This window comes from Kitasatospora sp. NPDC001309 (assembly GCF_042896295.1).
Lineage (GTDB): Bacteria > Actinomycetota > Actinomycetes > Streptomycetales > Streptomycetaceae > Kitasatospora.
Window position 1 is genome coordinate 192,708 of the sequence record NZ_JBIAXC010000007.1, and the last position, 24,866, is coordinate 217,573.

The window sequence follows — 24,866 nt, forward strand, 5'->3', positions numbered from 1 at the left end:
TTCCCTCCGTCAGATCACGCGCTCAGCGTCTTCCACCATCACATCGAACTGTCGACGCCAGCCCCGGTACAGGGGACCGTGCGGGGTGGCCAGAACCTTATAGGTTGCCGACTCGTGTCCTTCCCAATCCACGTCGAAGGACCCGACAAAGACGGTCCGATCCAGCCTGATGATCCGCCACACCGGCACCGTGCTGTACCGGTAGACCTCCACCTGCCGGTGCTTGGCAAGTTCTCGCAACCGAGCCTCCGCAAGCCGAATGCCGCCCGCCAGCGACTCCGTCGACTCTCCGATCTCAGCAGCCCGCCACTCGGCAGCCGGCGAGTTCGGGTCGAGGAGCAACACGCGCAGACGCGGGGCGGTATCTCCGTCCCGGTCCATGTGCTGGCGCAGCAGCGAGTCACGCAGAGCCAGGAGCCCAAGCCCGCGTACGGCAAGGATGTCCAGCTCTGCGGCCGACCTCGCTGCCCGTTGGATCTCGGCAGCAGCCGATGCCTGGTCGCTGTATACGCGCACGATCTCGGGGAACGCCGCCAGGTCGAAGGCCGATCCAGACATGCGACAGTCCGACCTCGGGGCCAGCCCGAGAAGACGTCGGGCCCCATCGGGAAGGTTGAGCCCGTCCGCGATGCGTTCGAAGACGTCGATCTTCGTCACGAGCCGACGACCGTTGACGATCTCGTTGACGCGGCCTTGAGTCATTCCCACCTGCACAGCGATCCGAGCCTGGCTGGCCCCACTGTGGTGTTGCACGTACCGGAAGACAGCGGCGACATCACGCTCCCCCAACGCACGACGGACCTCCTCGTTCTGCCAGGCAAGGTCGGGCAGTTTGATCGGTTCGAGTGCAGTACCCATGCGGCGCGCCCCTTGTCGGTCGATCCCACAGTGAGATTACCGACTGGATATCGGCATTGACTGTCAGTCACCTCATTCTGGACACGTGGCCGTCGCCCGATTCCGCTCGATCGCCCGCTAACCGGCCAAGGAACCGCCGGGGACGGGCCGATGATCCCGGTGAGCGGCGCGCCCCCGACACCACGACGAGCATCACGATCAAGTGGGAGAACTCCATGGGATGGGGTACCGGCAAGGGCGGGAGCTCCGGCGGCAGCGGCGGATCCAACGACGGCGGACAGGGTAAGCACGCGGGGAAGAAGGACTTCGGCCAGTCCCCGCAGAACCAGGATCACCAGTCCGGAAAGTCCAGCGGCAAGCACGGCAAGGACGGCGACAAGAGCAAGTGACAACTCACCAGCCCGGCTTGGAGCAGAGCGCCGTGGACGGTCTGCTCCAAACCGTCTCCCAGTACCTCGGCCATGACGTGGCCCCCGAGTGGCGCGGGGCCGCCGAGGCGGCGCCGCGCCACCGGTTCCTTCCGGACCGGGTCTGGCTCTCCGGTGACGACGAGGTCCTGGCAGCCTGTGACCGCGAGTGTGAGCCCGAGCGGTGGTTCGCCGCGGCCTACAGCGACGTACCGGTCGTGACTCAGGTCAATGACGGGCAGGAGCCGGCGGACCTCTCCGAGGCCTTGCCGTCCTCCTCCGCCTCCGTGCCCTCCATCGTCTTCCGGATGCTCGAACTCCTGGACCTCGCACCGGGAATGCGTGTCCTGGAGATCGGTGCGGGCACCGGGTACAACGCCGCACTCCTCTCGCACCGGCTGGGCGACGTCAACGTGACCACGATCGAGATCGACCCCGCGGTGGCCGAGCTCGCCCGCGACGCCCTCAAGGCCACGGGCTACTCCCCCACTGTCGTCTGCGGCGACGGAGCCCTCGGCTGGGGCGCCCAGGCGCCGTACGACCGGGTGGTGGCCACCTGCGCGGTGAGGCGGGTGCCCTACGCCTGGGTCGAACAGTCGAGGCCCGGCGGCGTCATCCTCACTCCCTGGTGCGACGACTGGACCCACTGCGGGCTGCTTCGCCTCACGGTGAACGACGACGGAACCGCCACGGGCCGCTACTCGGCCGACAGTGCGTTCATGCTGATGCGAACCCAGCGCCTCGGTCTCCGGCTCTTCCGGGACGTGGTCATGGACGACCACGTCCCGGCCGAGTCCACCACCGCCCTCGACCCGTGGACCGTCGCCGACTCCCCGATCGAGACCCAGTTCGCCCTGGGCCACCGCCTCGGCGACCTCTGGTACGCGTGGGACCACGACCCCGGCGTCGAGGGTGTGGACACGCGCCTCTGGGTGGCCACGGCCGATGGCGGCTCCTGGGCCGCCGTCGACTGGGACGGCAATGACAGCGCCGACCACTACACCGTGTGGCAGCACGGCCCCCGCCGGCTCTGGGCCGAGGTCGAGGCCGCGCACCGGTGGTGGCTGGACAACGGCCGGCCCGGGCCGGACCGCCTCGGCCTCACCGTGACGCCCGAGGGCCAGTGGGCCTGGCTCGACGATCCCTCGAACTCGTGGTCCTCGGGATGAGCCGGAGGGCGCGGCGTTAGGGTGAGCCGGTGGCAGATGAGCAGTGGCGGCGGGTCCGGACGTTCCTGAATGACCATCGCTTCGCGTTGACCGGGCAGCTGCTGGCCGAAGGCGCATCCGGGCGGCTGGTCCCGGGGTTGCCCCTGTTGGCCCGTCCGCACTGGATTCCGGGGCAGCCGGTGCCGCTGGAGCGGGTCCGGTTGCGGTGGCAGGCGGACACGCCCCCGGCCGCGCTGGACGGCGGGGAGCCCGAGCTCGATCACGTCCGGGCGCGGCGGGAGGACGGCACCGCGTTCCGGTACTACTCCGATGCGGTCGGCGAGCTCGCCAGGCCCCGGTTGTTCGAGGACCGGAGCTGCTACCGGCTGTTGGAGGTGGCGGCGGACGGCCCGACGTTGACCTTCGGGCGCGGGCGGTACTTCGACGTGATCAACATCTGCGAGGCGGCGGCCCACGAGTACGCCGCCTCCGTCCTGGCGGGCCCGGACGGGCGCACGCCGTTCCGGGACGCCGTCGGCGATCCGACCGACCTCGCCCGCCGCCCGGTCATGGCGGCCGTCACCACGCTGACCGTCCGGCACGATCGCCGCACCGGCGACGCCGAGTTCCTGCTGCACTGGCGCGACCCCGCGAAGGTGGCCAGCGGCGGCGGGCTCTTCCAGGTGATGCCGGTGGGGATGTTCCAGGCCTCCCACGACGCGCCCTGGAACGAGGCCAACGACTTCGACCTCTGGCGGGCTGTCCTGCGGGAGCTGAGCGAGGAGCTCCTCGGCGGCAGTGAGGAGTACGGGAGCAGCAAGGCACCCATCGACTACGAGGCCTGGCCGCTGCACCGGACGCTCGGAGCAGCGCGGCAGGACGGCAGTCTGCGGATGTTCTGGCTGGGCCTCGGGATGGACCCGCTGACCTTCGTCACCGACCTGCTCACGGTGGCCGTCTTCGACGCCGAGCTGTTCGACGAGGTCTTCCGGCGGATCGTCTCCACCAACGACGAGGGCCGCCGCGTCGGCCTGGACGACGCGACCGGCCGCTCGGTCGGCATCCCGTTCACCGCCGAGCAGGTGGACCGCCTCACCACCACCGAGCCGATGCAACCCGCCGGTGCGGCGCTGCTCCGGCTTGCCTGGGGGCACCGGGAGGCGCTGCTGCGCCGCTGAGCGGGCGTGACGGGCCGGCCGTGGGCGCCGTGCGCGCGGCGGGCTGCCCAGGGGGCCGGATTCGCCGCCCGACCGAGTGTCGAGGAAACTGAACAGCGTGACTGATGTGCGAGAGATCCTGGACTACCAGACCTTCGGCCGGGCGGTGCGCGAGCTGGCGCAGACGATCGCCGACGACGGGTTCGAGCCCGACCTCGTCCTGAGCATCGCCCGGGGTGGCGTGTTCGTGGCGGGTGGGCTGGCGTATGCGCTGGACTGCAAGAACATCCACCTGGTGAACGTCGAGTTCTACACGGGCGTGGGCACCACCCTCGACATGCCCGTGATGCTCGCGCCCGTCCCCGCCGCGATCGACTTCACCGACAAGAAGGTGCTGATCGCCGACGACGTCGCCGACACCGGCAAGACCTTGAAGCTGGTGCACGACTTCTGCCTCGACCACGTCGCCGAGGTCCGGTCCGCGGTGATCTACGAGAAGTCGCACTCCCTGGTGAAGTGCGAGTACGTGTGGAAGCGGACCGACGACTGGATCGAGTTCCCGTGGTCGGCGCAGGACCCGGTGGTCAAGCGCCCCGGTCAGGTGCTCGACGCCTGAGTCGCCGGCCCGCCGTCACCGCCGGTCCGCCGGGGCGGGGCAGTGCGGGGCGCAGCGGGTCCGGGCGGCCTCAGTGGGTCGCCCCCTCCGGGACGCGGAGGTCCACCGTACGGGTGGCGGCCGTGGTGAGCAGGGCGCGCAGGGCGTGGGCGACGAGGTCGGCCGGCAGGGCGGGGGCCGAGCCGTCGAGGACCTGCTCGGGCAGGGCGGGGATGTGCACGAACCCGCCGCTGGCGGTGGGGTGTTCGGTGGCGAGCGTGTGCATCAGGGCGTAGAAGACGTGGTTGCAGACGAAGGTCCCCGCGGTGTGGGAGAGGGAGGCCGGCGCGCCCGCCTCCCGGACGGCGGCCACGCAGGCCTTGACGGGCAGGGTGGCGAAGTAGGCCGCGGGGCCGCCGGGGACGACGGGCCGGTCGACCGGCTGTCGGCCGGCGTTGTCGGGGATGCGGGCGTCGTCCACGTTGACGGCGACGCGCTCGACGGTGACGTCCGGTCGGCCGATCGCCTGGCCGAGGCAGACGACCAGGTCGGGGGCGCAGTCCGCGATCGCTGTGCGCAGTTCCTCGGCCGCCCGCCCGAAGACGCAGCTCAGCCGGGTGGCGGTGACCAGGAGCCCGTCGGGCGGGTTGTCGGCGACGAGGCGGGCGACCTCCCAGGAGGGGTTGACGTCGGCGCCGTCGAACGGTTCGAAGCCGGTGAGCAGGACTCTGGTCATCGGGGCTGCCTTTCCGGGAGGGGTCAGAACGCGAAGAGCGACATGATGGCGATGTTGCAGACCAACAGCGCTCCTGCGGTGGGGAGTTGGGCCTTGATCGGCCCGTACTGGTCCTTGAGTTCGAGCAGGGCCGCCGGGACGAGGTTGAAGTTGGCCGCCATCGGGGTGACCAGGGTGCCGCAGAAGCCGGCCAGCATGCCGACGGCCAGGACGACGCCCGGGCTGCCGTGCAGTTGGGTGATCAGGACCGGCCAGCCGATCGCCGCGGTCATCACCGGGAAGGCGGCGAAGGCGTTGCCCATGATGATCGTGAACAGCGCCATGCCCAGGCAGTAGACCGCCACCGCCGCGTACTTGCTGCCGTCCGGGAGGAAGTGGGTGGTGATCCTGCCCACCTGGGTGCCGACGCCGGCGCTCTGGAAGATCGAGCCCAGGACGGCGAGGAGTTGGGGCAGCAGCAGGGCCCAGCCCATGGCCTCCAGCAGACCGCGGCCCGAGCGCAGGGCGACGGCGGGGTTGCGTTCGCGGGTGAGCAGCAGGGCGAGTCCCAGGGCGACGAGCGAGGCGATGCCGAGCCCGAGGAGCGTCTCGCTGCCGGTCTGCAGCAGCACCCCGCCGCCCAGGTACACGCCCTTGAGGAGCGTGCCGCAGGCCAGCGCGACCAGCGGGAGCGCCAGCGCCGGGATGAACAGCCGGTTGCCCAGGCGTGCGGCGGAGGCGGCCCGCTGCTCGGGGGCGGCGGCCGTGGGGGTGCCGCGGCCGGTGAAGCCGAAGCCGGCCAGGCAGATCATCGCCAGGACGGCGACGCCCAGCGGCGCGGCGGGGGCGGACTTGTCGGCGACCCAGGAGCCGTAGACGAAGCTCGCGCCGAGCAGGCCCCAGAAGGCGGCGCTGCCGTAGCGCTTGGGGTTGCCGCGGTCCGCGGCCATCTGCGCGGCCATCGCGAGGAAGACGGCTCCGACCAGCCAGTACAGCCACTCGACCTTGATCACTTGGTCGTCTCCTCGGTGCGGTCGGCGGTGGTGGCGGGCGCGGTGGTAGCGGCGGGCGCCGTGGTGGCGGTGGTGGCGGCGGGCGCAGTGGCGGTGGTGGCGGAGGGCCCGGCGGGCAGGTCCCGGGCGAGGGTGCGGTCCAGGCGCAGCAGGCGCGCGCCGTGGATGAGGGTGGCGCAGACCGCGGTGGGGATGGCCCAGAGCGCGAGCTGCACCGGCTCCAGGTCGGTGTGGTACGTCGCGTCGACGAAGCCGGTGATCAGGAGGATCGAGCCGACGGCGAGGAAGCAGTCCTCGCCGAAGAACAGGCCGACGTTGTCGGCGCTGGCGGCGAAGGAGCGCAGGCGTTCGCGGGCCTTGTCGGTCAGGGTGCCGTGGCGGCGTTCGGCGGCGGCCTCGGCCATCGGCGCGACCATCGGGCGCACCGCCTGGGCCGGTCCGCCGAGTCCGGTGAGGCCGAAGGCGGCGGTGAGCTGGCGTACCACCAGGTAGACGGCGAGGACGCGTCCGGCACTGGCCTTGGCGAGCTTGTTCATCAGGGTGCGCGCCTGCTCCTGGAGGCCGTGGCGCTCCAGCAGGCCGATCACCGGCAGGGTGATCGCGAAGAGGGTCACCGAGCGGCTGGAGGCGAAGCCGGTGCCGAAGGCCTCCAGGACCTTCAGCGGGCTCATCCCGCCCAGCAGTCCGGTGAGGATGCCGGCGGCGCCGACGACGAGGAGTGGATTGCGCCGGGTGGCGAACCCGGCCACCACGACGAGGATGCCGACAAGAACGATCATGTTCCTGACCGCCTTTCAGAGGACCTCCGCCCTATGGGTGGCCGCCTGGGCACCCCGGGGCCGAGGCGGTCGCGATTGGGTGGACCGCGACCGTTCGGGGGTTGCCGAGAGGCTAGGGGATTGTGGAACAATCCGACAAGAGTTCAGGAGGTGGAACGTGACCGGAGTTTTCGACGCGCTCGCGGCCGACCGGGGTCGCATCGAACGCGCCAGCGCCGCCCAACGCGTGGCCGAGGTGCTGCGCGAGCACATCACCGAGGGCCGGCTCGCCCCGGGCACCCGGCTCTCCGAGGAGGCGCTCGGCGAGGCGCTCACCATCTCGCGCAACACGCTCCGCGAGGCGTTCCGGCTGCTGGCCGACCAGCGGCTGGTCGTGCACGAGCTCAACCGCGGCGTGTTCGTCCGCATCCTCGAACCGGCCGACGTCGCCGACATCTACACCCTGCGCCTCGCGCTGGAGACGGCCGGGGTACGGGCCCTGCGCGCCGCGACGCCCGAGCGCCTGGCCGCGGTGCGGACCGCGCTGGCCCGCGCGGAGGACGCCGAGGCGTTCGGCGACTGGGTCACCGTCGGCACCGCCGACCTGCACTTCCACCAGGCCATCGCGGGGCTCGCCGGCAGCCGGCGGATCGACGAGTGCATGGCCCGGCTGATGGCCGAGCTGCGCCTGGCCTTCGCCGCCGTCCCCTCGGCCAGCGGGCTCCACGAGCCGTTCCTGCGCCGCAACCAGACGCTCGCCGGGCTGCTGGAGGCGGGCGAGATCGACGACGCCGAGGTGGAACTGACCAGGTACCTGAACGACGCGCGCGCGGTGATCGTCCGCGCGATGACGGACGGCGCGGCGTGACACCGCCCGGAAGCACCGAAGGCATCGAAGCCACCGCAGCCACCGAAGGCACCGCAGGCACCGCAGGCACCGCAGGCACCGAGGGCGCCCCCACGACGGTCGTCGACCTCAACGCCGACCTCGGCGAGGGCTTCGGCCGCTGGACGCTCACCGACGACGACGCCCTGCTGTCCGTGGTCACCAGCGCCAACGTCGCCTGCGGCTTCCACGCCGGGGACCCCAGCACCATGCAGCGGGTCTGCGAGCTGGCCGCGGCCCGGGGCGTACGGATCGGCGCCCAGGTCTCCTACCGGGACCTCGCCGGGTTCGGCCGCCGGGCGATGGACGTCCCGCCCGACGAGCTGGCCCACGAAGTCGCCTACCAGATCGGGGCGTTGCAGGTGTTCGCCCGGGCGGCCGGAGCGGACGTGGCGTACGTCAAACCGCACGGCGCGCTGTACAACCGGACGGTGCACGACGAGGAGCAGGCCGAGGCGGTGGTCCGGGGCGTCCACCTCGCCACCCGGGAGCAGGACCTGCCCGTGCTCGGGCTGCCCGGTTCACGGCTGCACGAGGCGGCCCGGCGGGCCGGACTGCCCGCGGTCGCCGAGGCGTTCGCCGACCGCGCCTACACCGCGCACGGCACGCTCGTGCCGCGCCGCGAACCCGACGCCGTCGTCCACGATCCCGACGCGGTCGTCGACCGCTCGGTCGCCATCGCCCGGGACGGCGAGGTCACCGCCCGCACCGGCGAACGGATCCGGCTGCGGGCCCGCTCGCTGTGCGTGCACGGCGACACCCCGGGGGCCGCCGAGCTGGCCCAGCGGGTGCGGACCGCGCTGTGGCGGGCCGGGGTCCGGGTCGAGGCGTTCACGCCCGTACCGGAGCGGGCGGGCGGAGCTACGAGATGAACGGGATGAACCTGCGAGTCCTACGGGTCGGCCCGGACGCGCTGCTGGTCGAACTCGACGGCGCCGACGAGACGTTCGCCTTCCACGCCGAACTCCAGCGCCGCCGCGCGGCGTCCGGGTTCCCGTCCGTCGCGGAGGTCGTGCCGGCCGAACGCACCGTCCTGCTCGACGGCGTGGCCGATCCGGACGCCCTGGCCGCCGAACTGCCCGGCTGGCGCGTCCCGCCGCTGCGGACGAGCGCCGACGCGACCGTGACCGTCCCGGTGCGCTACGACGGCGCCGACGTGGCGGAGGTCGCCGCGCTGTGGGGCGTCGCCGAGCGGGAGGTCGCGCGGATCCACTCCGCGACCGAGTTCCGGGTCGCGTTCAGCGGCTTCTCCCCCGGCTTCGGCTACCTGACCGGCCTGCCCGAGCGGTACCGGGTGCCGCGGCGGGCCGCGCCGCGTCCCGCCGTCCCGCCCGGGGCGATCGCCCTCGCCGGCGGCTACACCGGCGCCTACCCGCGCTCCTCCCCCGGCGGCTGGCAGCTGATCGGGCACACCGACGCCGTGCTGTGGGACCCGTCCCGCGAACCGGCGGCCCTGCTCAGCCCGGGTGCCCGGGTCCGCTTCGTGATCGAGGAAGCATGAGCGGGAAGCATGAGCCGGGAAACCTCAGCGGGGACGTATCAGCGAGGGAACAGGAGGGAGGAAGCATGACCGTCACCATCACCCGCTCCGGCCTGCTGACGACCGTCCAGGACCTGGGCCGCCCCGGGCACGCGCACCTGGGCGTGCCGCGGTCCGGCGCGCTGGACCAGCCCGCCCACCGGCTGGCCAACCGGCTGGTCGGCAACCCCCCGACGGCGGCCACCCTGGAGACCACCGTGCTCGGCTGCGCGCTGCGCGTGGACCGCGCGGTGACGGTCGCCGTGACCGGAGCACCGTGCGCCGTACGGGTCGACGGGCGGCCCGCCGCCTGGGGCGCCCCGGTGCGGCTGCCCGCCGGGGCGCTGCTGGACGTGGGCCCCGCGACGCGGGGCGTGCGCAGCTACCTGGCCTTCGCGGGCGGGGTCGCCGCCGCCCCGGTCCTCGGCAGCCGCTCGACCGATCTGCTGTCGGGGCTGGGCCCCGCTCCGCTGGCACCGGGTGACGCCCTGCCACTCGGCGAACCGGTCGGCCCGTCCGCCCGGGCGGACGTGGTGCCGACGCCGGCGCCGCCCGATCCGCTGCTCCTGCCGGTGCTGTTCGGCCCGCGCGACGACTGGTTCACGGCCGGCTCGCTCGCCGTCCTGACCGCTTCCGGCTACCGCGTCTCCCCCACCAGCAACCGGATCGGCCTGCGCCTGGACGGCCCGCCCCTGGAGCGCGCCCGCGAGGGCGAACTCCCCAGCGAGGGCATGGTCCTGGGCTCCGTCCAGGTCCCGCCGGACGGACGCCCGGTGGTCTTCCTCGCGGACCACCCCACCACCGGCGGCTACCCTGTCATCGGCGTCGTCCCCGCCGCCGCGCTGGCCGCCGCCGCCCAGGCCGCCCCGGGCACCCCGGTCCGCTTCACCCCGATGCGGCGGCGGTGAGTCGGCGCCGGGGCCCGCACCGGCAGGACGCCGAACCCGTCGAGCCCCTGCGGCCCTTGGGGACGGCAGGGGCTCGACGGACCTGCTCCCCTACGCGGGCAACACGTCCCATTCCTGGAGCTTGTTGTGGTCGGAGAACGCGCTCAGCACGGTGGTGTAGTTCCCGTTGGACTGGATGGCGTAGTCCCCGTCGAGGTACTCGGTGATGACGACCTTGTTGTCGCTCTCGTCGAGGTCCCACCACTGGGCCGGGTTGCTGATGTTGCACCGGATCAGGGGGATCGGGTCCCCGGTGGTGGCAGGCGCCTGGAGGCAGAGGTTCTTGTAGACGTTCATGATCTGGAACGCCCCCTGGGCGGTCGGGGTCAGGGTCCAGGTCTGAACGGGGCTGCCGTTGGACGGGTAGGTGAGGGGATACGTCCCGTTGGCTTTGCCGTCCAGGTTCCCGTCCACCGCCGCGTTGTAGAACCGGACGTTCTGGGACAGCTGCCGGTGGCCACTGGCCGCCGCCTGCCCCGTGGAGGCCGTCGCGCCCACGAGGGCCAGCGCTACGGCAGCTGCGGCGACGGCGACTCTGGTTGAAGAGAATCATCCCAACCGCCCTATCCACGTTAAGAGTTCGATCCGACGGTAGGTTCCGCCCGGCCGACGGAGGGCCGGGGCCGGGTCGCCCGCTACTTCCGGCCGTCGGCCCGGCGGGCGAGCCTGGTCTCCGCCTTGAGGAGGAGCGGCATCAGGGCGTAGACGACGACGGGGACGACGAGGGCGGTCATCACCAGGGTGCGCAGCGGCACGGGCAGGTTGCCGAGGTGGGGGCCGAGGAGGAGGAAGGCGGTGGTGATGGTCGGGTAGACGGCGAGCCAGGTGAGCACGGCGCGGCGGTGGACCGACGGGACCGAGGGGGCCGCGGGGGTGGCCGGGGCGACGGTGGCCCGAACGGTGGCGGGGGCTGCTGGGGTGATGGTGTCGGTGGTCATGGCGCGGGTCCTCCCCTTGGTGATCGGGCGGAGACCTCATCTCCAACCCTTCGGTTGGAGTTTGGCACGCGCGGACGCGGAAGTCCAACCATTGGGTTGGAAATTTGGGATACCCTTGGGCCATGGCCTGGGACACCGCACGCACGCAGCAGCTCCTCCTCGACGCCGCGGTCGAGGAGTTCGCCGAGTTCGGCCCGGACGGGGCCCGGATCGCCCGGGTGGCGACCCGGGCCGGGGTGAACAAGGAGCGGATCTACCAGTACTTCGGCAACAAGGAGCAGCTCTTCTCCGCCGTGCTGACGTCCGAGCTCGGCAAGCTCGCCGAGGCGGTACCGCTCGCCCCGGAGGCGGAACTGGACCTCGGCGACTACGCCGGCCGGGTCTTCGACTACCACTCGGCCCACCCGCACCTCTCCCGGCTGCTGGCCTGGGAGGGACTGCAACGCGGCTCGGACGCCGAGGAGTTGGCGGCCGGGCCGGAGCGCACCGCGCACTACGCGGAGAAGGTCGCCGCCGTCGCCGCCGCGCAGCGCAGCGGCGGGGTGGCCGGGGAGGTGGATCCGGCACGGCTGATGTTCGCGGTGATCGGCCTGGTGAACGCGTGGTTCACGCTGCCGCAGATGGTCCGCCTGCTGCTCGCCGGTACGGCGGACCGGACGACGGACCGGGCGGCCCTGGTCACCCTGGTCCGCCGGCTGACGGCACCTGCGGTCGGCTGACGGCGCCCGCCGCCGCCGACCCCCGGTCAGCCCCGGCGCACGGCCTGGGCGGCCTGGCGGGCGCGCCGGACGGTGCGGTGGACGCGCTGGACGGCGATGAAGCGGTTCATCGCGTCGGCCTGGGTGAGGCGGTACTTGAGCCGCAACTGGCCGTTGAGGCCGGCGATCCGCTCGGGGCCGATGGCCTGCAGCAGGCGGCTGACGTGCCGCTGGTAGACCTCCCAGTAGTTGCGGTCGCCGTCCGGGATGGACCAGAAGAACATCGGGATCTCCTCGGCCAGGCAGTTCCGGTCGTAGGCGCGCAGGTACTGCTCGGCGAAGAGGGCTTCGGGGCGGGCGAGCAGCCATTCCCGGACGAGTTCCATCGAGCGGACCCGGTCGATCAGTCCGCGCGGGTCGGTCTTCTTCTGGGTGATGGAGAGGTTGCCGTCCTCGCGGACCCGCCAGTGGTAGATCGGCTCGGAGAGCACGTCGACCCGTTCGGCGAGGAAGTGGTGGGGGACGCTGACCGGGGCGTCCTCGTACAGGATGCCCTCGGGGTAGCGGATGCCCGCGGCGTCGAAGAAGGTGCGCCGGTAGACCTTGTTCCAGGCGGTGCGGTCGGTGACCAGGGCGGGCAGTTCGCTGACGTGGGTGCGCAGCCGGGTCTCGCGGAAGGGGCGGCGGTGGGCGTGCGAGGGGGTGAGGCCAGTGGTGCGCAGGCGCATCGCGTTGCCGGTGGCGAAGTCGGAACCGGTCTGGTCGAGCGTGCTGATCATCAACTGATAGGCGTGCGGCGGCAGGGTGTCGTCGCTGTCGACGAAGGTCAGGTACTGGGTGCCGGGGGCGAGGTGGCGCCAGCCGGTGTTGCGGGCGGCGCCGAGGCCCTTGTTCTCCTGCTGGACCAGCCGGAAGCGCCGGTCCCGGGCGGCGTACTCCTTGGCGATCACCGGGCCGTCGTCGGTCGAGCCGTCGTCGACCAGCACGCACTCGAAGTCCGTGAAGGTCTGGGCCGCGATCGAGTCCAGGCACTCCGCGAGGTAGCGCTCGACGTTGTAGATCGGGACGACGACGGACAGACGAGGGGCCATCGGACGGCCTTTCGCTCAGGAGCGGACGGGCCGGTCGGCCGGTCGGCCGCCGACCGCCGGTGACCGGCGGTGTCCCGAGCGTAGCGACCGCGCGCCGTTCACGGGCGAACAACGGGTGGCGGAGGGCGTTCGGTTCGGTGTGGCTGACGTGACGGGGGTCGACGGCCGTGGCGGGGAACCACGGCGGGAACAGGGGGAACACGGGGGGAGAACAGGGGGAGGGCCCCGGACCGCCCGACCGGTCCGGGGCCCTCCTGCTCGCTCGGTGCTCAGGCGCCCTTGACGGCGGCGAAGCGGGAGGAGACGTCCTGCCAGTTGACGACGTCCCACAGACGGGTGACGTAGTCGGGGCGGACGTTGCGGTACTGCAGGTAGTAGGCGTGCTCCCAGGCGTCGAAGGCCAGCAGCGGGGTGGTGTTCTGCCCGACGTTGCCGTGGTGGTCGTAGACCTGCTCGACGATCAGGCGCTGCCCGAGCGGCTCCCAGGACAGGATGCCCCAACCGGAGCCCTGGACGCCGGTGGTGGCGGTGGTGAGCTGCTTCTTGAAGGCCTCGAAGCTGCCGAAGTGCTCGGTGATGGCGTCGGCCAGCTCGCCCTCGGGGCGGTCGCCGCCCTCCGGGGACAGGTTCTGCCAGAACAGCGAGTGCAGCACGTGGCCGGAGAGGTGGAAGGCGAAGGTCTTCTGCAGGCCGACCAGGCCGCCGAACTGCTCCTTGTCGCGCGCCTCGGCGAGCTGCTCCAGGGTGTCGTTCGCCCCCTTCACGTAGGCGGCGTGGTGCTTGGAGTGGTGCAGCTCCAGGATCTCGGCGGACATGGCCCGCTCGAGCGCGGAGTAGTCGTACGGCAGGTCGGGAAGCGAGTAGGTGCCCATCAGGACACGGCCCCTTTCGGCGGGTTGAGCGATGACGATCGTGCCGGGACAACACTATTGCGTATGAGTTGCAGGAACGAAGCATGGGCTCCTGCTTATTCCACCGTTCACATCGGGCACAATGGTCACCCGCACGTGTAATGAGTGAAGAGGGTGAGTGACTGTGACAGGGTCGCCGGTGGTCGTGCTGGGCATCGAGTCCTCCTGCGACGAGACCGGTGCCGGTCTGGTCCGGGACGGCGTGCTGCTCGGGCAGGCGGTGGCCTCCTCGATGGACGAGCACGCCCGCTACGGCGGGGTGGTGCCGGAGATCGCCGCCCGGGCCCACGTCCACGCGATGGCCCCGGTGGTGCAGGAGGCCCTGGACCGCGCCGGGCTGACGCTGCGGGACGTGGGGGCCGTCGCCGTCACCACCGGCCCCGGCCTGTCCGGCGCCCTCCAGGTCGGGGTCGCCGCCGCCAAGGGGTACGCCTTCTCGCTCGGCGTCCCGCTGTACGGGGTGCACCACCTCGCCGGGCACGTCGCCGCCGCGACCCTGGACGGCGGGCCGCTGCCCGACCCGTGCGTCGTGCTGATCGTCTCCGGCGGGCACACCTCGCTGCTGCTGGTCCGCGACCTCGCCCGGGGCCGGATCGTCCACCTCGGCGACACCCTGGACGACGCGGCCGGCGAGTGCTTCGACAAGGTCGCCCGGATCCTGGGCCTGCCCTACCCCGGCGGGCCGGCCGTCGACCGCGCCGCGCGCGACGGGGACCCGGCGGCGGTACGGCTGCCGCGCCCGCTGACCGGGCCGCGGGACGACCCGTACGCCTTCTCCTTCTCCGGCCTCAAGACCGCCGCCGCCCGCTGGGTCGAGGCACGGCGCACGGCCGGCGGCAAGCCGCACGTCCCGGACGCGGCGGCCGCCCTCCAGGAGGCGATCGCGGACGTGCTCACCCGCAAGGCGGTGCGGGCCTGCACCGACCACGGGATCGACACCCTGGTGGTGGTCGGCGGGGTCGCCGCCAACTCGCGGGTGCGGGCGCTCGCCGAGCAGCGGTGCACCGAGGCCGGGATCGCCCTGCGGGTGCCGCCGCTGCGGCTGTGCACGGACAACGGCGCGATGGTCGCGGCCGTCGGCGACCTCCTCGTCCGGGCCGGGGCCGAGCCGGCCCCGGCGGACGTGTCGGTGGACCCGTCGGCGCCGCTGGAGTTCGCGGCGCTCACCCCCCGGGCACGGTCGCTGGTCTGACGGACCGTCAGGCGAGGCGCGGCGCACGGAAGGGCACGGTTCGGTCTCGTCGACCGGAACCCCGGCTCCCGGGTCTTCCCTTTACCTGAATGAGTGTGCCATTTTACATGTCACACATCAGACCCCGTCCGTGCGCCCCCACCGCACGGCCCCCTCACGGTCCCGGAGGCCCCCACCCCATGCGTCCCTTCCGGATATCGAAGGCGAACGCGCGCAGACTGCCCGCGCTCGGCGTCGCCTTCCTCCTCGCAGCCGGCCTGTTCACCCCGCAGGCGCACGCGGCCGACCGCACCCCGACGCCGACCGCACCGGCGGCCGCACCGGCCGCCCACCCGGCCGCCCCACGCGTCGCCGCACCCGTCGCCCCGCGCGCGATCCCGGTGCCGAAGTCGCCCGACACGCCCCAGGACCCCCGCCCGCTCGCCGCCGAGAGCCACGGCAGGCCCACCGCCCCGACCGCGGCCGGTGCCGTCGGCACCGGCCGGACGGCTCGGCAGCTGACCGCCTGCGACACCGCGGCGTTCACCGGCACGTCCGGCGCCCCGCTGGTCCAGCGGGTCAAGGCGGCCGGCCTCGACTGCGTCAACACACTGTTCACTCTCACCGGCGACGACGCCAAGGGCGCCTTCGCCGAGGCCAAGATGGTGACCGTCGCCGACGCCCTGCGCGACACCGCCGCCGCCGGCTACCCGGGCGACAACTCCACCTCCGCCGGGCAGTTGGTGCTGTTCCTGCGCGCCGGCTACTACGTGCAGTGGTACCACCCCGACGCCGTCGGCCCGTACGGCGACGGCCTGCGGACCGCGATCCGCGGCGCGCTGGACGCCTTCTTCGCCGCCCCGCACAGCAAGGACGTCACCGAGGCCAACGGCGCCACCCTGGCCGAGGCCGTCACGCTGATCGACAGCGCCCGGGAGAACGCCCGCTACACCGGCGTGGTCAAGCGCCTGCTCGACGGTTACACCGGCGGGTGGACCGGCTCGATGGCCGCCGCCGTCGGCAACACCGGGACCGTCGTCGAACGCGGCTTCGAACTCCCCGAGTTCACCGCCGCCCTCCAGGCCGACCCGTCCTTCGCCACCACCATGGCCTCCTTCGTCACCCGCAACAGCGCCCAGCTCACCGGCTCCGACCCGGTGACCCGGATCGGCATCCAGATCGGCAACCTGGTCGCCGTCGACGGCCTCCGGGCGCAGGGCCGGCCGATCGTCAAGGACCTGGTCAACCGCTACCCGCTGGTCGGCGCCACCGCCCCGCTCACCATGAACCTGCTCTGGTTCGCGGAGCAGAAGGACGCCGGCAACTGCTCCTACTACGGCACCTGCGACGTGCCCGCCAAGCTCGTCCCGCTGGTGCTCAGGAGCGACCACACCTGCAACCCGAACCTGCGGATCCGCTCCCAGAGCATGACCGACCGGCAGAACGCCGACACCTGCACCAGCCTGGTCGGCCAGGACGCGTACTTCCACCGGGTGGCCAAGGACAACGGCCCGGTCGCCGACGACCACAACACCGGCCTGGAGGTCGTCGTCTTCGACGACTACTACAACTACAGCCTCTACGCCTGGGAGATGTACCACATCGCCGTCGACAACGGCGGCATGTACGAGGAGGGCAACCCGGCCACCCCCGGCAACCAGGCCCGCTTCATCGCCCACCAGGCCGACTGGCTGCGCCCGAGCTTCCAGATCTGGAACCTCAACCACGAGTACACCCACTACCTCGACGGCCGCTACGACATGTACGGCGACTTCGAGGCGGGCATGACCACCCCGACCGTCTGGTGGGTCGAGGGCCTGGCCGAGTACGTCTCGTACGGCTACCGGGGCGTCCACTACGACGACGCCGTCACCCAGGCCGGCAAGGGCAGCTACCCGCTGAGCACGCTCTTCGACACCACCTACGACAACGCCGACTCCACCCGGGTCTACAACTGGGGCTACCTGGCGGTGCGTTACATGCTCCAGTCGCACCCCCAGGACGTCGACGCCCTGCTCGCCGCGTACCGCACCGGTGACTGGAACGGCGCCCGCACCCTGCTCAAGACCACCATCGGCACCCGCTACGACGCCGACTTCGCGACCTGGCTCAAGGCCTGCGCCGCCGACGACTGCGGCAGCCTGCCCGCCGACCGGGCCCCGCTGTGCGCGGCCGCCGACACCCGGCAGTACGACCGGAACTGCCGCCGCGACGGCGTGGCCGCCACCACCGGCAACTACGGCTACAGCTTCCTGTACCTGCCGGCCGGGGTGAAGCAGCTGACCATCACCACCGCCGGCGGCACCGGCAACGCCGACCTGTACTACAACGGCCCTTCCTGGGCGACCACTTCGTCGTACCGGGCGAAGTCCACCGCCGCCGGGAACGGCGAGACCCTGACCGTCGCCGACCCGCCGTCCGGCTGGGTGTACTTCAGCCTGTACGCCCAGCAGGGCTTCGACGGCGTGACCGTCACCACCACGTACAACTGACCGGCCTAATGCGGGAGCGAATGCCCCCACCGGAAAAGGTTATAACGATTCGGCATTCGAATGGGCTGTCAATACCCCGTAGAAATCGAACTCCGGTTGTCGAAGGGGTGTCATGATCGCCGCCGTTCGGTTAAGGTCCTGAGTCAGTTGAGCAGTTCGGCCTTCCGGACCGGAATGCCGGACCTCATCACCGGTGCGGCCACACCTATTCGTCGCACCCGTATTCCCGGAAAGGGGAAAACCATGAAGATGATCAAGGCGATCGTGAAGAAGTTCAAGCGTGACGAGGACCTCGCCAACCACGCGTGGGTGCTGCACGTCATCTGACGCACCACGGCCGGTGGGGCGGCGGCGGTACCGCCGCCCCACCGGCGCCGTATTTCATCGGTATTCCCACGGAGGCGGGATCCTCGTGCAAGAAATGGCGCCGGAAACGGTCCGCGAACATTCCGTCGTCTACGCCCCGCGAATTCAGGACCTATTGGCCCGGGACGCGAAGGTGTTCCGCGTCGACGCCCGCACCGTCGGCGTCTCCGACGCCCGCCTGATGGCCGAGATCGTGGCGGCCCGCCCGGTGCTCCAGACCGAGCGCTCCGTCTACAAGCCCGCCGCGGGCGCCGACATCCCCCACGACAGCGCGACCCGGACGATCCGCGCCCTGGGGCAGGACGTCATGGCGGGCATCCGCACGCCACCGCCCCCGGCCCGCGGGCTGAACGGCGCCTGGCCGTACGCGCCCACCTCCTACCTGCGCCGGTGGCTGTTCGGATCCGACCCGCTGCCGGTCTCCCTGCTGGCCAAGCGCGGCATCACCCGCTCCGACACCCTCTCCCGGCTCGTCGACCGGGCCGTCACCACCTGGCCGGGCGGCGCGGGCGGGAACGGGAACGGGGACCGGAACGGGAACAGTCCCGGAACGCCCACCGCCATGGCCGGACTGATCCGCGGCGCCGACGACCCACTGGAACGCAAGCAGGCCGTCGCCATGTACCGGCGCGCCTCCGCCACCCTCTGCGACGGCGTGGCCGCCCTGGCCGGCAACGCCCTGTGGCTGATGCGGACGGCACCCGAACCGCACCAGGACCTCACCACCGTCCTGTGGGAGACCCTGCGCCTGCTCCCGCCCGCGTGGATGCTCTACCGCAACGGCGGGGACGCCTACGCCGGACTGCACCCGGAGATCCGCCCCGAGGACAACGTCGCGCTGCTCCCCCTGCTGATGCACCGCCACCCGGACTACTGGGCCGACCCGCTGGAGTTCCGGCCGCAGCGGTGGGAGGCGGTCGCCGACCCGGAGAAGACCCCCGGGTTCATGCCGTTCGGCTTCGACGGCGCCCGCTGCTGGGCCAAGCACCTGGTCGTCCCGCTGGCCGAACGCCTGCTCACCGTCGCCCTCGACCACGGCCTCACCATCCGCGGCCCCCGGCAGGACGCGCCCGTCCCGCTGCGCTCCCTGCTCTCCGTACGGTTCGAGGCCTCCGTCGGCAGCTGAACCGGCCGGCCCTCCCGACAGCACTGGACACACCATGGAATCGCCCACGCTCGCCGACTGGGTCGGCGACCTCGCAGGCTTCGCCGACCACCGGTGGCAGCGCGAACCCGCCGTCTTCACCCCCGCCCGGCCCGCCTCGCCGTTCGACCTCGACGCGCTGGACGCCGCCTTCGACAGCGGGCTGCTGCGCACCCCGTACCTGGAGATGGTCCGCTCCGACAAGGTGGTCCTCCCGGCCGAGGCCTTCACCACCTCCCGCACCGTCAACGGCACCACCCACCACGGCTTCGCCGACCGCGCCAAGGTGCTCGCCCTGCTGCGCACCGGGGCGACGCTGCTGCTTCGCTGCGTCGACCAGTGGCACGGCCCGACCGGGGACCTGGTGGCCCGGCTCTCCGAGGAACTGGACCGGCGGGTGGAAGCGTTCTTCTTCCTCACCCCGGTCGGCGGCCAGGGCCTCGCGGTGCACCGCGACGACGCCGACGTGTTCGTCCTCCAGGTCGCCGGACGCAAGACCTGGTACGTCCACGACGCGCCGGCCGCCGCCGAGTGGTCGCTGGGCGAACTCCCCGACGACGAACGCTCGGCGCAGCGCCTGCACACCGTCCTCGGGCCCGGCGACGTGCTCTACGTCCCGCGCGCCTTCGCCCACCGCGCGGTGGGCGCCGAGGGACTGTCCGGCCACCTGTCGCTGACCGTTCGCGACCTCTCCGTCCCGGACCTGCGCACGGCCCTGGACCAGCTGCTCGCCGAAGGGCTGGCGCTGCCGACCCGCCCGCTGGGCGAGCCCGCGATCGCCGCCGCCGGCGCCACCCTGCTGGACCACGCCCGGGCCCGGCTCGGCGGCATCACCTCGGAGCAGCTGCTGCGCGCCGCCCGGACGGGCCGGGCCCGGCCACCGGCCGCGACGGGCACCGACAGCTTCGCCGGGACGGCCCGGGACTGGGCGGACGAGGCCCCCGCGGGCGGGCCGGCCGGGCGCACCTGGCGGCGGCTGCGGGCCGTGGCCCGCAACGGGCGCTGAGCCGTCGGCCGACCTGCGGGGCCAGCCCCGCGGCCTGGGATCGGCGCCGACCTGCCGGGCCGTTTTGGTGGCCCGGCAGGTCAGTCGACGGGCGGGAAGACGAGGTGCTCCCCGTCCCGGACCAGGAACCGCCAGCACTCCTCGACCTTCGCACTCGTCGGCAGGACGTCGATCCTGAGCTCGTGCTCCAGGGTGATCCGCAGGTCGCCCTCCGGCGCCCGCTCCACCGCCAGCACCCGGGGCGCGCGCCGCTCCAGGAACTCCCGCAGCGCGTCGGCCCCGGCGTCGTAGGCGAGGCGGTCGCCGCCCCCGGCCGGCACCAGGTCGTCGGAGCCGAGGTACACCTCCCCGCACTGGACGATCCGGAACGGGCACTGGGCGTGCACGGCGTACCGGCTGCCCGTCGACACCTCCCCGCCGTCGCCCCGCGGCCAGGAGACCGTCCCGCCGAAGTCGACGACGCCCATGCCGCCGAACCGGTAGACGTTCACCCACACTTCGCCGACCAGGAGCTGCAGCAGCTCGTCCTCGTCCGTCGCGTCCGGTTCGGGTTCCCCGTTGTTCAGCATGCCGTCATCGTCGTGCATCCGGGCCCGTCCGTCGCCCGAATTCCGGCCCGCCGGGCGGGCGGTGGGCAGCCGCCCGCCCGACGGGGTCACCGGGCCGGGCCCCGGCCCGGTCCCGGGGTCACGCCCCGGCCCGGCCCCCGGCCGGCCGGGGCCGGTCCGCCGCCGACCGCTGGGCGGGGACGGCGCGGTCGCGCTGGAGGTCCAGCAGCTCGCGGAACAGGCCGTCCGGGCGGGCGGCGAGTTCGGCCCAGGTGCCGGTCTGGACGATGCTGCCCTGGTCCATCACGATCACCCGGTCGGCGACCGCCGCGTTGGCGATGTTGTGGGTCACCAGCAGGGTGATCCGGCCCTCGGCGAGGCCGCGCAGGGCGTGCAGGATGCGGTGCTCGGCGCGCGGGTCGAGGTCCGAGGTGGGCTCGTCCAGGATCAGCAGCCCGGGGCTGCGCACCGTGCGGTACAGGGCCCGGGCGACGGCCGCGCGCTGCCAACCGCCGCCGGACAGCTCGGCGCCGCCCCACCACCCCTGGGCGAGCAGGGTGCGCCAGCCCGAACGCAGCCGGCCGACCGTCTCGTCGAAGCCGGTCCGGGCCGCGGCCTCCACCACGTCCGCCATCCACCGCTCGGTGAGGTGGCCCAGGTGGACGTTCTCGGCGGCGCCGAGCGGCCAGCGGGCGAACTCCTGCGGCACCCGGGCGACCCGGGACCACATGCCGTCCGCGTCCAACTCCTCCACCGGCACGCCGTCCCAGGTGATCCGGCCGGACTGCGGCAGGTAGAGGCCGGAGAGCAGCTTGAGCAGGGTCGACTTGCCGCTGCCGTTCTGCCCGATCACGGCCACCACCTCGCCGGCCCGCAGGGTCAGGCTGACCCCGCGCAGGGCGGGCTCCTGCTGCTCGCCCGGGTAGGCGTGGCTCAGCCCGGTCACCTCGACCAACTGCGGTGCTCCCGGCACCAGTTCGCCGCGGTCGATGCGGTGGCCGCCGGCCTCGTCCAGGAAGGTGAAGTAGTCGTCCAGGTAGAGGCCCATCCGGTACAGCCGGGCGCCGTTGCCGACCAGGCCCTGCAGCCCGGAGGAGGCGGTGCGCAGCGCGAAGGTGGCGGTGCCGGCGGCGGCCAGGTCGATCCGGCCGGAGGCCACCAGGTAGAGCAGGGTGCCCCAGATCAGCGCGCTGCCGGCCCCGGTGCCGAGCGCGGCCAGCAGCGAGACCTTGGCCGCCTGCCGGGTGGCCCGGTCGGTGGCGGCGACGATCTTGGCCTCGGCGCGGCGGTACTTGGCCATCAGGAAGGGCGTGACCTGGTCCGAACGGACCTGGTCGGCGCGGGTCTTGTCGATCAGGAACCAGCGGTAGACGCGCAGCGCGCCGCGGTCCTCGTTGGTGACCACCGCGGCCAGGTAGTGGATCCGGGCGGTGCGCACGGCGGCGACGGCGGTCGGCACCGAACCGAGCAGCAGCAGCGGCACCAGCCAGGGGTGCAGCGTCGCCAGCACGCCCGCGGCGGCGGCCAGCGAGACGGTGGAGGCGATCACGTCCTGGGCGTTGGAGAGCAGGTCGGGCGTGGTCGAGGCGCCCCGGTCGGCGGCCTCCCACTGCTCGTTGTAGGCGGGTTCGTCGTACGCCTCCAGCTCGGCGGCGCACCCGGCGGCGATCAGCGCCAGCTCCGCCTCCCGGGTGATCCGGGGCGACACCCGGCCGGACAGGCCCACCACCGCGATGCCCAGGACGGCCCGCAGCCCGGCCGAGGCGGTCAGCAGGAGCAGGGAGGGCGTGGCGGTGCGCAGGTGCTCGGCCACCGGCCCGGGCACGAGCAGGGCGCCCAGGGTGCCGGTGGTGGCGTACAGCGCGAGCGCCCCCGCCACCCCGGCCAGCGCCTGGCAGACCAGCAGCAGCACGGTGGACGTGCGGTCCGCCGCCCAGGCCAGCGCCAGCGCCCGGCGGACCAGGTGGGGCAGGCGGCGCAGCATCGCGCCGGTGGACATCGACGCGCCCGCCTCGGCGCGGCGGTCGCCGGGGAAGCGCAGGTGCAGCTCCTCGTCGTGCTCGGCCCCGGCCGGGGACTTCTCGGCCAGGGGCTTCGTGGGCTTCACGACCTGTTTCGACACGGTGTTCCTCCCAGGTACGGCGGCCGACGGCCGCAGCGGTCCCGCACGCGGGCAGCCCTCACCGCGGGGTGGGCGCGGTGGGTCGGCAGCGGTGCCGGAGGGCACGCTGCGGAGGTCGGGCTGCCGGTGCGGACCCCGATCCTGGCAGCGGCCGACGGGCCCGTCCGGCGTGTCCCGCCCGCTCTCACCCGATCCGGGCGATTCCGTGTCGGCGACGGCGAGTTGGTGGATGTCGATCACCGGGACGCTCCGCGATGTTCGATTCGCGGCGGGCCCGGGCGGACCGGCGGCGGCTCATCCGCTCATCGGACGGCCACCCCACCCGCTCCGGGTCGGCGGGACGCTTCCTGTGGCCGGGTGGCGCGCCGAAGGTCACGATGGAGGCCCGAGCCGCCCCCAGCCCGATCGGAGTGCGATGAGCGAGCAGCACAACGTCGTCCTGCTGACCTTTCCCGACGGCGACGCCTGGCGTCCCGCGTTCGACGAGGCGCAGCACCTGCCGGGGCTGCGGTACGCGGCGGCGATGGAGCGCAGTGCCGACGGCCTGCTGGAGATCAAGGACACCTTCACCCGGGGAGCCGGGGTGGCCACGGTCGGGTCGGGGGTGCTGGGCGGCCTGGTGGGGCTGCTCGGCGGGCCCGTGGGCGTGCTGCTCGGCTTCGCGGCGGGCGCGGCGCTCGGCAACGCGGCCGAGGAGCGCGCGGCCTCGGAGGGCGGCGCCGCGCTGATCGTGCTGTCGCCCCGGGTGCCGGACGGCGGGGCGCTGGTCGCCGTGGAGGTGCGGGAGGCCTCGCCCGGCCCGGCGGACGAGCTGGCCGCGAAGCACGGGGCGAGCGTCGAGCGGATCGACGAGCACGCCTTCACCGAGCAGGTCCGGGCTGCGGAGCGGAAGGCCGAGGAGAGCCGGAAGGCCGAGGAGGGCCGGGCGGACGAGGAGTCCTGAGCCCCCCGGCCCGCCCGGGGGCTCACTCCGCCCGCAGCGCGTCCGCCGCCCGCCGCAACTTCCGTACCGCGCCGGGCGTACGGGCTCCGGCGTCATCCTTGCGGGGTAGTCGTCAGGTGCAGCGGCTGCCGCCGCTCGCGGGGCTGTCCCCGACGGCGGCCGACCGCCACAATGACCCGGTGATCAACCACCCCACCGTGCGGCGGCTGCTGGACGGCGGCGCCGACGACGCGCCGCCCCCGCCCCGGCCCACCCGGCGCGGCCAGGCCTTCGACCTCGCCCTGGCCCTGTTCCTGGCCTCCGTCTGCGGCCGCTACGCCGTCGTCGCGGCCCACGCGCACGGCCAGTACGGTCCGGGCGGGCACGGATCGCCCTGGCACGGGATGCTGCTGCTGGTCCCCGTCGTCCCGCTGCCGCTGGTGCTGCGCCGGCGCCACCCGCTGGCGGTGCTGTGGACGGTGCTGGCGGCCGCCCTGCTGGTGCGGTCGCAGCACGAGGACATCGCGTTCTGGGCGGGCGTGGTGGTGATCGTCGCCGCTTACGGCGCGGCCGCCTACGGGCGCCGCCCGAAGGCCGTGCTGCTCGGCCTGGCGGCCGCCACCGCGGCCCTGGTGGTGCTCTTCGACCACGCCCTGCTGCCGCACTTCCAGAACTGGGTGATCGCCGTGCTGGTGCTGGTGCCGGTGCTGGCGGTCGCCTACGAACTGCGGATGTGGCGGCGCCGGGTAGAGGAGGGCCGGGAGCGGCTGACCGCCCTGGAGCGCGAGCAGCTGACCGCGCTGGACCGCGCGGTGGACCTGGAACGGGCCCGCATCGCCCGGGAGTTGCACGACGTGGTCACCCACAACGTGAGCATGATGACGATCCAGGCCGGGGCCGCCCGCAAGATCCTGGACACCGCTCCGGACAGGGCCCGCGAGGCGATGGCCGCGGTGGAGGCCGGCGGGCGCGCGGCGATGACCGAACTGCGCCAGGTGATGGGGCTGTTGACCATCGACTCGGAGACCGGCGGCGATCCCGCGACCACCGCCGACCTCAGCCCGCAGCCCGGCCTCGGCCGACTCGACTCCCTGGTGGAGGGCGTGCGCCGGGCCGGCCTGCCGGTGGAGCTGACGGTGCGCGGGGAGCGCCGGACCGTCCCGCCCGGGGTCGAACTGGCCGCCTACCGGGTCGTCCAGGAGGCGCTCACCAACACCGTCAAGCACGCGGGCGGCGCCGCCGCCGCGGTGACCGTCGACTACGCCGCCGACCACCTCACGGTGGAGGTCACCGACACCGGCGGCCGCCCCACCGGCGCCGCCGCCACCGGCAACGGGCGCGGCCTGCTCGGTCTGCGCGAACGCCTCGCCGTCTACGGCGGCACCCTGCACACCGGCCCCCGGCCGCGCGGTGGCTACCGCGTCAAGGCCTCTATACCGCTGGAGAGTTGAGAG

26 protein-coding genes are annotated in these 24,866 nt (G+C 73.1%); 16 read left to right on the forward strand and 10 right to left on the reverse strand.

Translation table 11 applies throughout. The features are described 5' to 3' along the window. Window positions 1-9: 9 nt before the first annotated feature. Window positions 10-858 carry a helix-turn-helix domain-containing protein gene (locus ACFY2K_RS10145; protein ID WP_387710613.1) on the reverse strand — a complete coding sequence of 283 codons (849 nt, stop codon included), beginning with the start codon at window positions 856-858 and terminating at the stop codon, window positions 10-12. A gap of 215 nt (window positions 859-1,073) precedes the next feature. On the opposite strand from ACFY2K_RS10145, the gene ACFY2K_RS10150 reads away from it, so the two are divergent. The 4 genes from ACFY2K_RS10150 to ACFY2K_RS10165 all read left to right on the forward strand — a co-directional run bounded on the left by ACFY2K_RS10150 (window position 1,074) and on the right by ACFY2K_RS10165 (window position 4,186). Then, complete coding sequence (locus ACFY2K_RS10150) at window positions 1,074-1,247, forward strand: hypothetical protein (RefSeq protein WP_380639197.1); 174 nt, start codon at window positions 1,074-1,076, stop codon at window positions 1,245-1,247. After that, window positions 1,244-2,434 (forward strand): methyltransferase domain-containing protein, encoded by a 1,191-nt coding sequence (locus tag ACFY2K_RS10155; protein WP_387710615.1) that lies wholly within the window; start codon window positions 1,244-1,246, stop codon window positions 2,432-2,434. Before ACFY2K_RS10150 ends, ACFY2K_RS10155 begins: the two co-directional genes overlap by 4 nt. A gap of 29 nt (window positions 2,435-2,463) precedes the next feature. Beyond that, window positions 2,464-3,591, forward strand: coding sequence for a hypothetical protein (locus ACFY2K_RS10160; RefSeq protein WP_387710617.1), 1,128 nt, complete (start codon window positions 2,464-2,466; stop codon window positions 3,589-3,591). Window positions 3,592-3,688: 97 nt separating this feature from the next. Further along, window positions 3,689-4,186: a phosphoribosyltransferase gene (locus tag ACFY2K_RS10165; RefSeq protein ID WP_360238628.1), complete on the forward strand. Its 498-nt coding sequence runs from the start codon at window positions 3,689-3,691 to the stop codon at window positions 4,184-4,186. A gap of 70 nt (window positions 4,187-4,256) precedes the next feature. On the opposite strand, the gene pcp is transcribed toward ACFY2K_RS10165, so the two are convergent. Genes pcp through ACFY2K_RS10180 form a run of 3 tightly spaced genes read right to left on the reverse strand, consistent with a single transcriptional unit; the run spans window position 4,257 to window position 6,672 of the window. Then, window positions 4,257-4,901, reverse strand: a complete 645-nt coding sequence (pcp, locus tag ACFY2K_RS10170) for a pyroglutamyl-peptidase I (protein WP_375883792.1) — start codon at window positions 4,899-4,901, stop codon at window positions 4,257-4,259. Between the two features lie 23 nt (window positions 4,902-4,924). Next, on the reverse strand, window positions 4,925-5,893 hold the full coding sequence (locus ACFY2K_RS10175; protein ID WP_387710619.1) for a DUF979 domain-containing protein: 969 nt from the start codon (window positions 5,891-5,893) through the stop codon (window positions 4,925-4,927). Then, entirely contained in the window at window positions 5,890-6,672 is a 783-nt protein-coding gene (locus tag ACFY2K_RS10180; protein ID WP_387710621.1) for a DUF969 domain-containing protein, read from the reverse strand. Before ACFY2K_RS10180 ends, ACFY2K_RS10175 begins: the two co-directional genes overlap by 4 nt. A 157-nt stretch (window positions 6,673-6,829) precedes the next feature. On the opposite strand from ACFY2K_RS10180, the gene ACFY2K_RS10185 reads away from it, so the two are divergent. The 4 genes from ACFY2K_RS10185 to ACFY2K_RS10200 all read left to right on the forward strand — a co-directional run bounded on the left by ACFY2K_RS10185 (window position 6,830) and on the right by ACFY2K_RS10200 (window position 9,964). Continuing rightward, window positions 6,830-7,519 (forward strand): GntR family transcriptional regulator, encoded by a 690-nt coding sequence (locus ACFY2K_RS10185; protein ID WP_380594294.1) that lies wholly within the window; start codon window positions 6,830-6,832, stop codon window positions 7,517-7,519. After that, window positions 7,516-8,409 (forward strand): LamB/YcsF family protein, encoded by an 894-nt coding sequence (locus ACFY2K_RS10190; RefSeq protein ID WP_387710623.1) that lies wholly within the window; start codon window positions 7,516-7,518, stop codon window positions 8,407-8,409. The genes ACFY2K_RS10185 and ACFY2K_RS10190 overlap by 4 nt, the downstream gene beginning before the upstream one ends. A 5-nt stretch (window positions 8,410-8,414) precedes the next feature. Next, window positions 8,415-9,038, forward strand: a complete 624-nt coding sequence (locus ACFY2K_RS10195; RefSeq protein WP_380639300.1) for an allophanate hydrolase subunit 1 — start codon at window positions 8,415-8,417, stop codon at window positions 9,036-9,038. 65 nt (window positions 9,039-9,103) lie between these two features. Beyond that, window positions 9,104-9,964, forward strand: coding sequence for a biotin-dependent carboxyltransferase family protein (locus ACFY2K_RS10200; RefSeq protein ID WP_387710625.1), 861 nt, complete (start codon window positions 9,104-9,106; stop codon window positions 9,962-9,964). Between the two features lie 90 nt (window positions 9,965-10,054). Here the strand turns inward: ACFY2K_RS10200 and ACFY2K_RS10205 are convergent, their stop codons facing one another. Beyond that, entirely contained in the window at window positions 10,055-10,501 is a 447-nt protein-coding gene (locus ACFY2K_RS10205) for an RICIN domain-containing protein (RefSeq protein WP_380521507.1), read from the reverse strand. Window positions 10,502-10,638: 137 nt separating this feature from the next. Next, the gene (locus ACFY2K_RS10210) at window positions 10,639-10,941 is read right to left on the reverse strand and encodes a hypothetical protein (protein WP_387710627.1); all 303 of its coding nucleotides are present in this window, start codon (window positions 10,939-10,941) and stop codon (window positions 10,639-10,641) included. 122 nt (window positions 10,942-11,063) lie between these two features. On the opposite strand from ACFY2K_RS10210, the gene ACFY2K_RS10215 reads away from it, so the two are divergent. Continuing rightward, window positions 11,064-11,660, forward strand: coding sequence for a TetR family transcriptional regulator (locus ACFY2K_RS10215; protein WP_375883773.1), 597 nt, complete (start codon window positions 11,064-11,066; stop codon window positions 11,658-11,660). A gap of 26 nt (window positions 11,661-11,686) precedes the next feature. Here the strand turns inward: ACFY2K_RS10215 and ACFY2K_RS10220 are convergent, their stop codons facing one another. Continuing rightward, window positions 11,687-12,730 (reverse strand): glycosyltransferase family 2 protein, encoded by a 1,044-nt coding sequence (locus ACFY2K_RS10220; RefSeq protein ID WP_375883770.1) that lies wholly within the window; start codon window positions 12,728-12,730, stop codon window positions 11,687-11,689. A 269-nt stretch (window positions 12,731-12,999) separates the two neighbouring features. Continuing rightward, on the reverse strand, window positions 13,000-13,602 hold the full coding sequence (locus ACFY2K_RS10225) for a superoxide dismutase (protein ID WP_375883767.1): 603 nt from the start codon (window positions 13,600-13,602) through the stop codon (window positions 13,000-13,002). 157 nt (window positions 13,603-13,759) lie between these two features. On the opposite strand from ACFY2K_RS10225, the gene tsaD reads away from it, so the two are divergent. The 5 genes from tsaD (at window position 13,760) to ACFY2K_RS10250 (ending at window position 19,820) form a co-directional block, all read left to right on the forward strand. Then, the gene (gene tsaD, locus ACFY2K_RS10230) at window positions 13,760-14,833 is read left to right on the forward strand and encodes a tRNA (adenosine(37)-N6)-threonylcarbamoyltransferase complex transferase subunit TsaD (RefSeq protein WP_387710630.1); all 1,074 of its coding nucleotides are present in this window, start codon (window positions 13,760-13,762) and stop codon (window positions 14,831-14,833) included. 179 nt (window positions 14,834-15,012) lie between these two features. Further along, window positions 15,013-17,304, forward strand: coding sequence for a M9 family metallopeptidase (locus tag ACFY2K_RS10235; RefSeq protein WP_380639187.1), 2,292 nt, complete (start codon window positions 15,013-15,015; stop codon window positions 17,302-17,304). A gap of 147 nt (window positions 17,305-17,451) precedes the next feature. Further along, entirely contained in the window at window positions 17,452-17,631 is a 180-nt protein-coding gene (locus tag ACFY2K_RS10240) for a hypothetical protein (RefSeq protein WP_375883760.1), read from the forward strand. A gap of 94 nt (window positions 17,632-17,725) precedes the next feature. Then, window positions 17,726-18,796, forward strand: a complete 1,071-nt coding sequence (locus ACFY2K_RS10245) for a cytochrome P450 (RefSeq protein ID WP_387710633.1) — start codon at window positions 17,726-17,728, stop codon at window positions 18,794-18,796. A gap of 34 nt (window positions 18,797-18,830) precedes the next feature. After that, on the forward strand, window positions 18,831-19,820 hold the full coding sequence (locus ACFY2K_RS10250) for a JmjC domain-containing protein (RefSeq protein WP_380595090.1): 990 nt from the start codon (window positions 18,831-18,833) through the stop codon (window positions 19,818-19,820). An 80-nt stretch (window positions 19,821-19,900) separates the two neighbouring features. On the opposite strand, the gene ACFY2K_RS10255 is transcribed toward ACFY2K_RS10250, so the two are convergent. Next, the gene (locus ACFY2K_RS10255; RefSeq protein WP_387710635.1) at window positions 19,901-20,407 is read right to left on the reverse strand and encodes a hypothetical protein; all 507 of its coding nucleotides are present in this window, start codon (window positions 20,405-20,407) and stop codon (window positions 19,901-19,903) included. A gap of 100 nt (window positions 20,408-20,507) precedes the next feature. Further along, window positions 20,508-22,490, reverse strand: coding sequence for an ATP-binding cassette domain-containing protein (locus tag ACFY2K_RS10260; RefSeq protein WP_375883750.1), 1,983 nt, complete (start codon window positions 22,488-22,490; stop codon window positions 20,508-20,510). A 415-nt stretch (window positions 22,491-22,905) separates the two neighbouring features. On the opposite strand from ACFY2K_RS10260, the gene ACFY2K_RS10265 reads away from it, so the two are divergent. Continuing rightward, complete coding sequence (locus ACFY2K_RS10265; protein WP_380521530.1) at window positions 22,906-23,433, forward strand: histidine kinase; 528 nt, start codon at window positions 22,906-22,908, stop codon at window positions 23,431-23,433. Between the two features lie 179 nt (window positions 23,434-23,612). Next, complete coding sequence (locus ACFY2K_RS10270; protein ID WP_380521531.1) at window positions 23,613-24,863, forward strand: sensor histidine kinase; 1,251 nt, start codon at window positions 23,613-23,615, stop codon at window positions 24,861-24,863. Window positions 24,864-24,866: the final 3 nt, after the last annotated feature.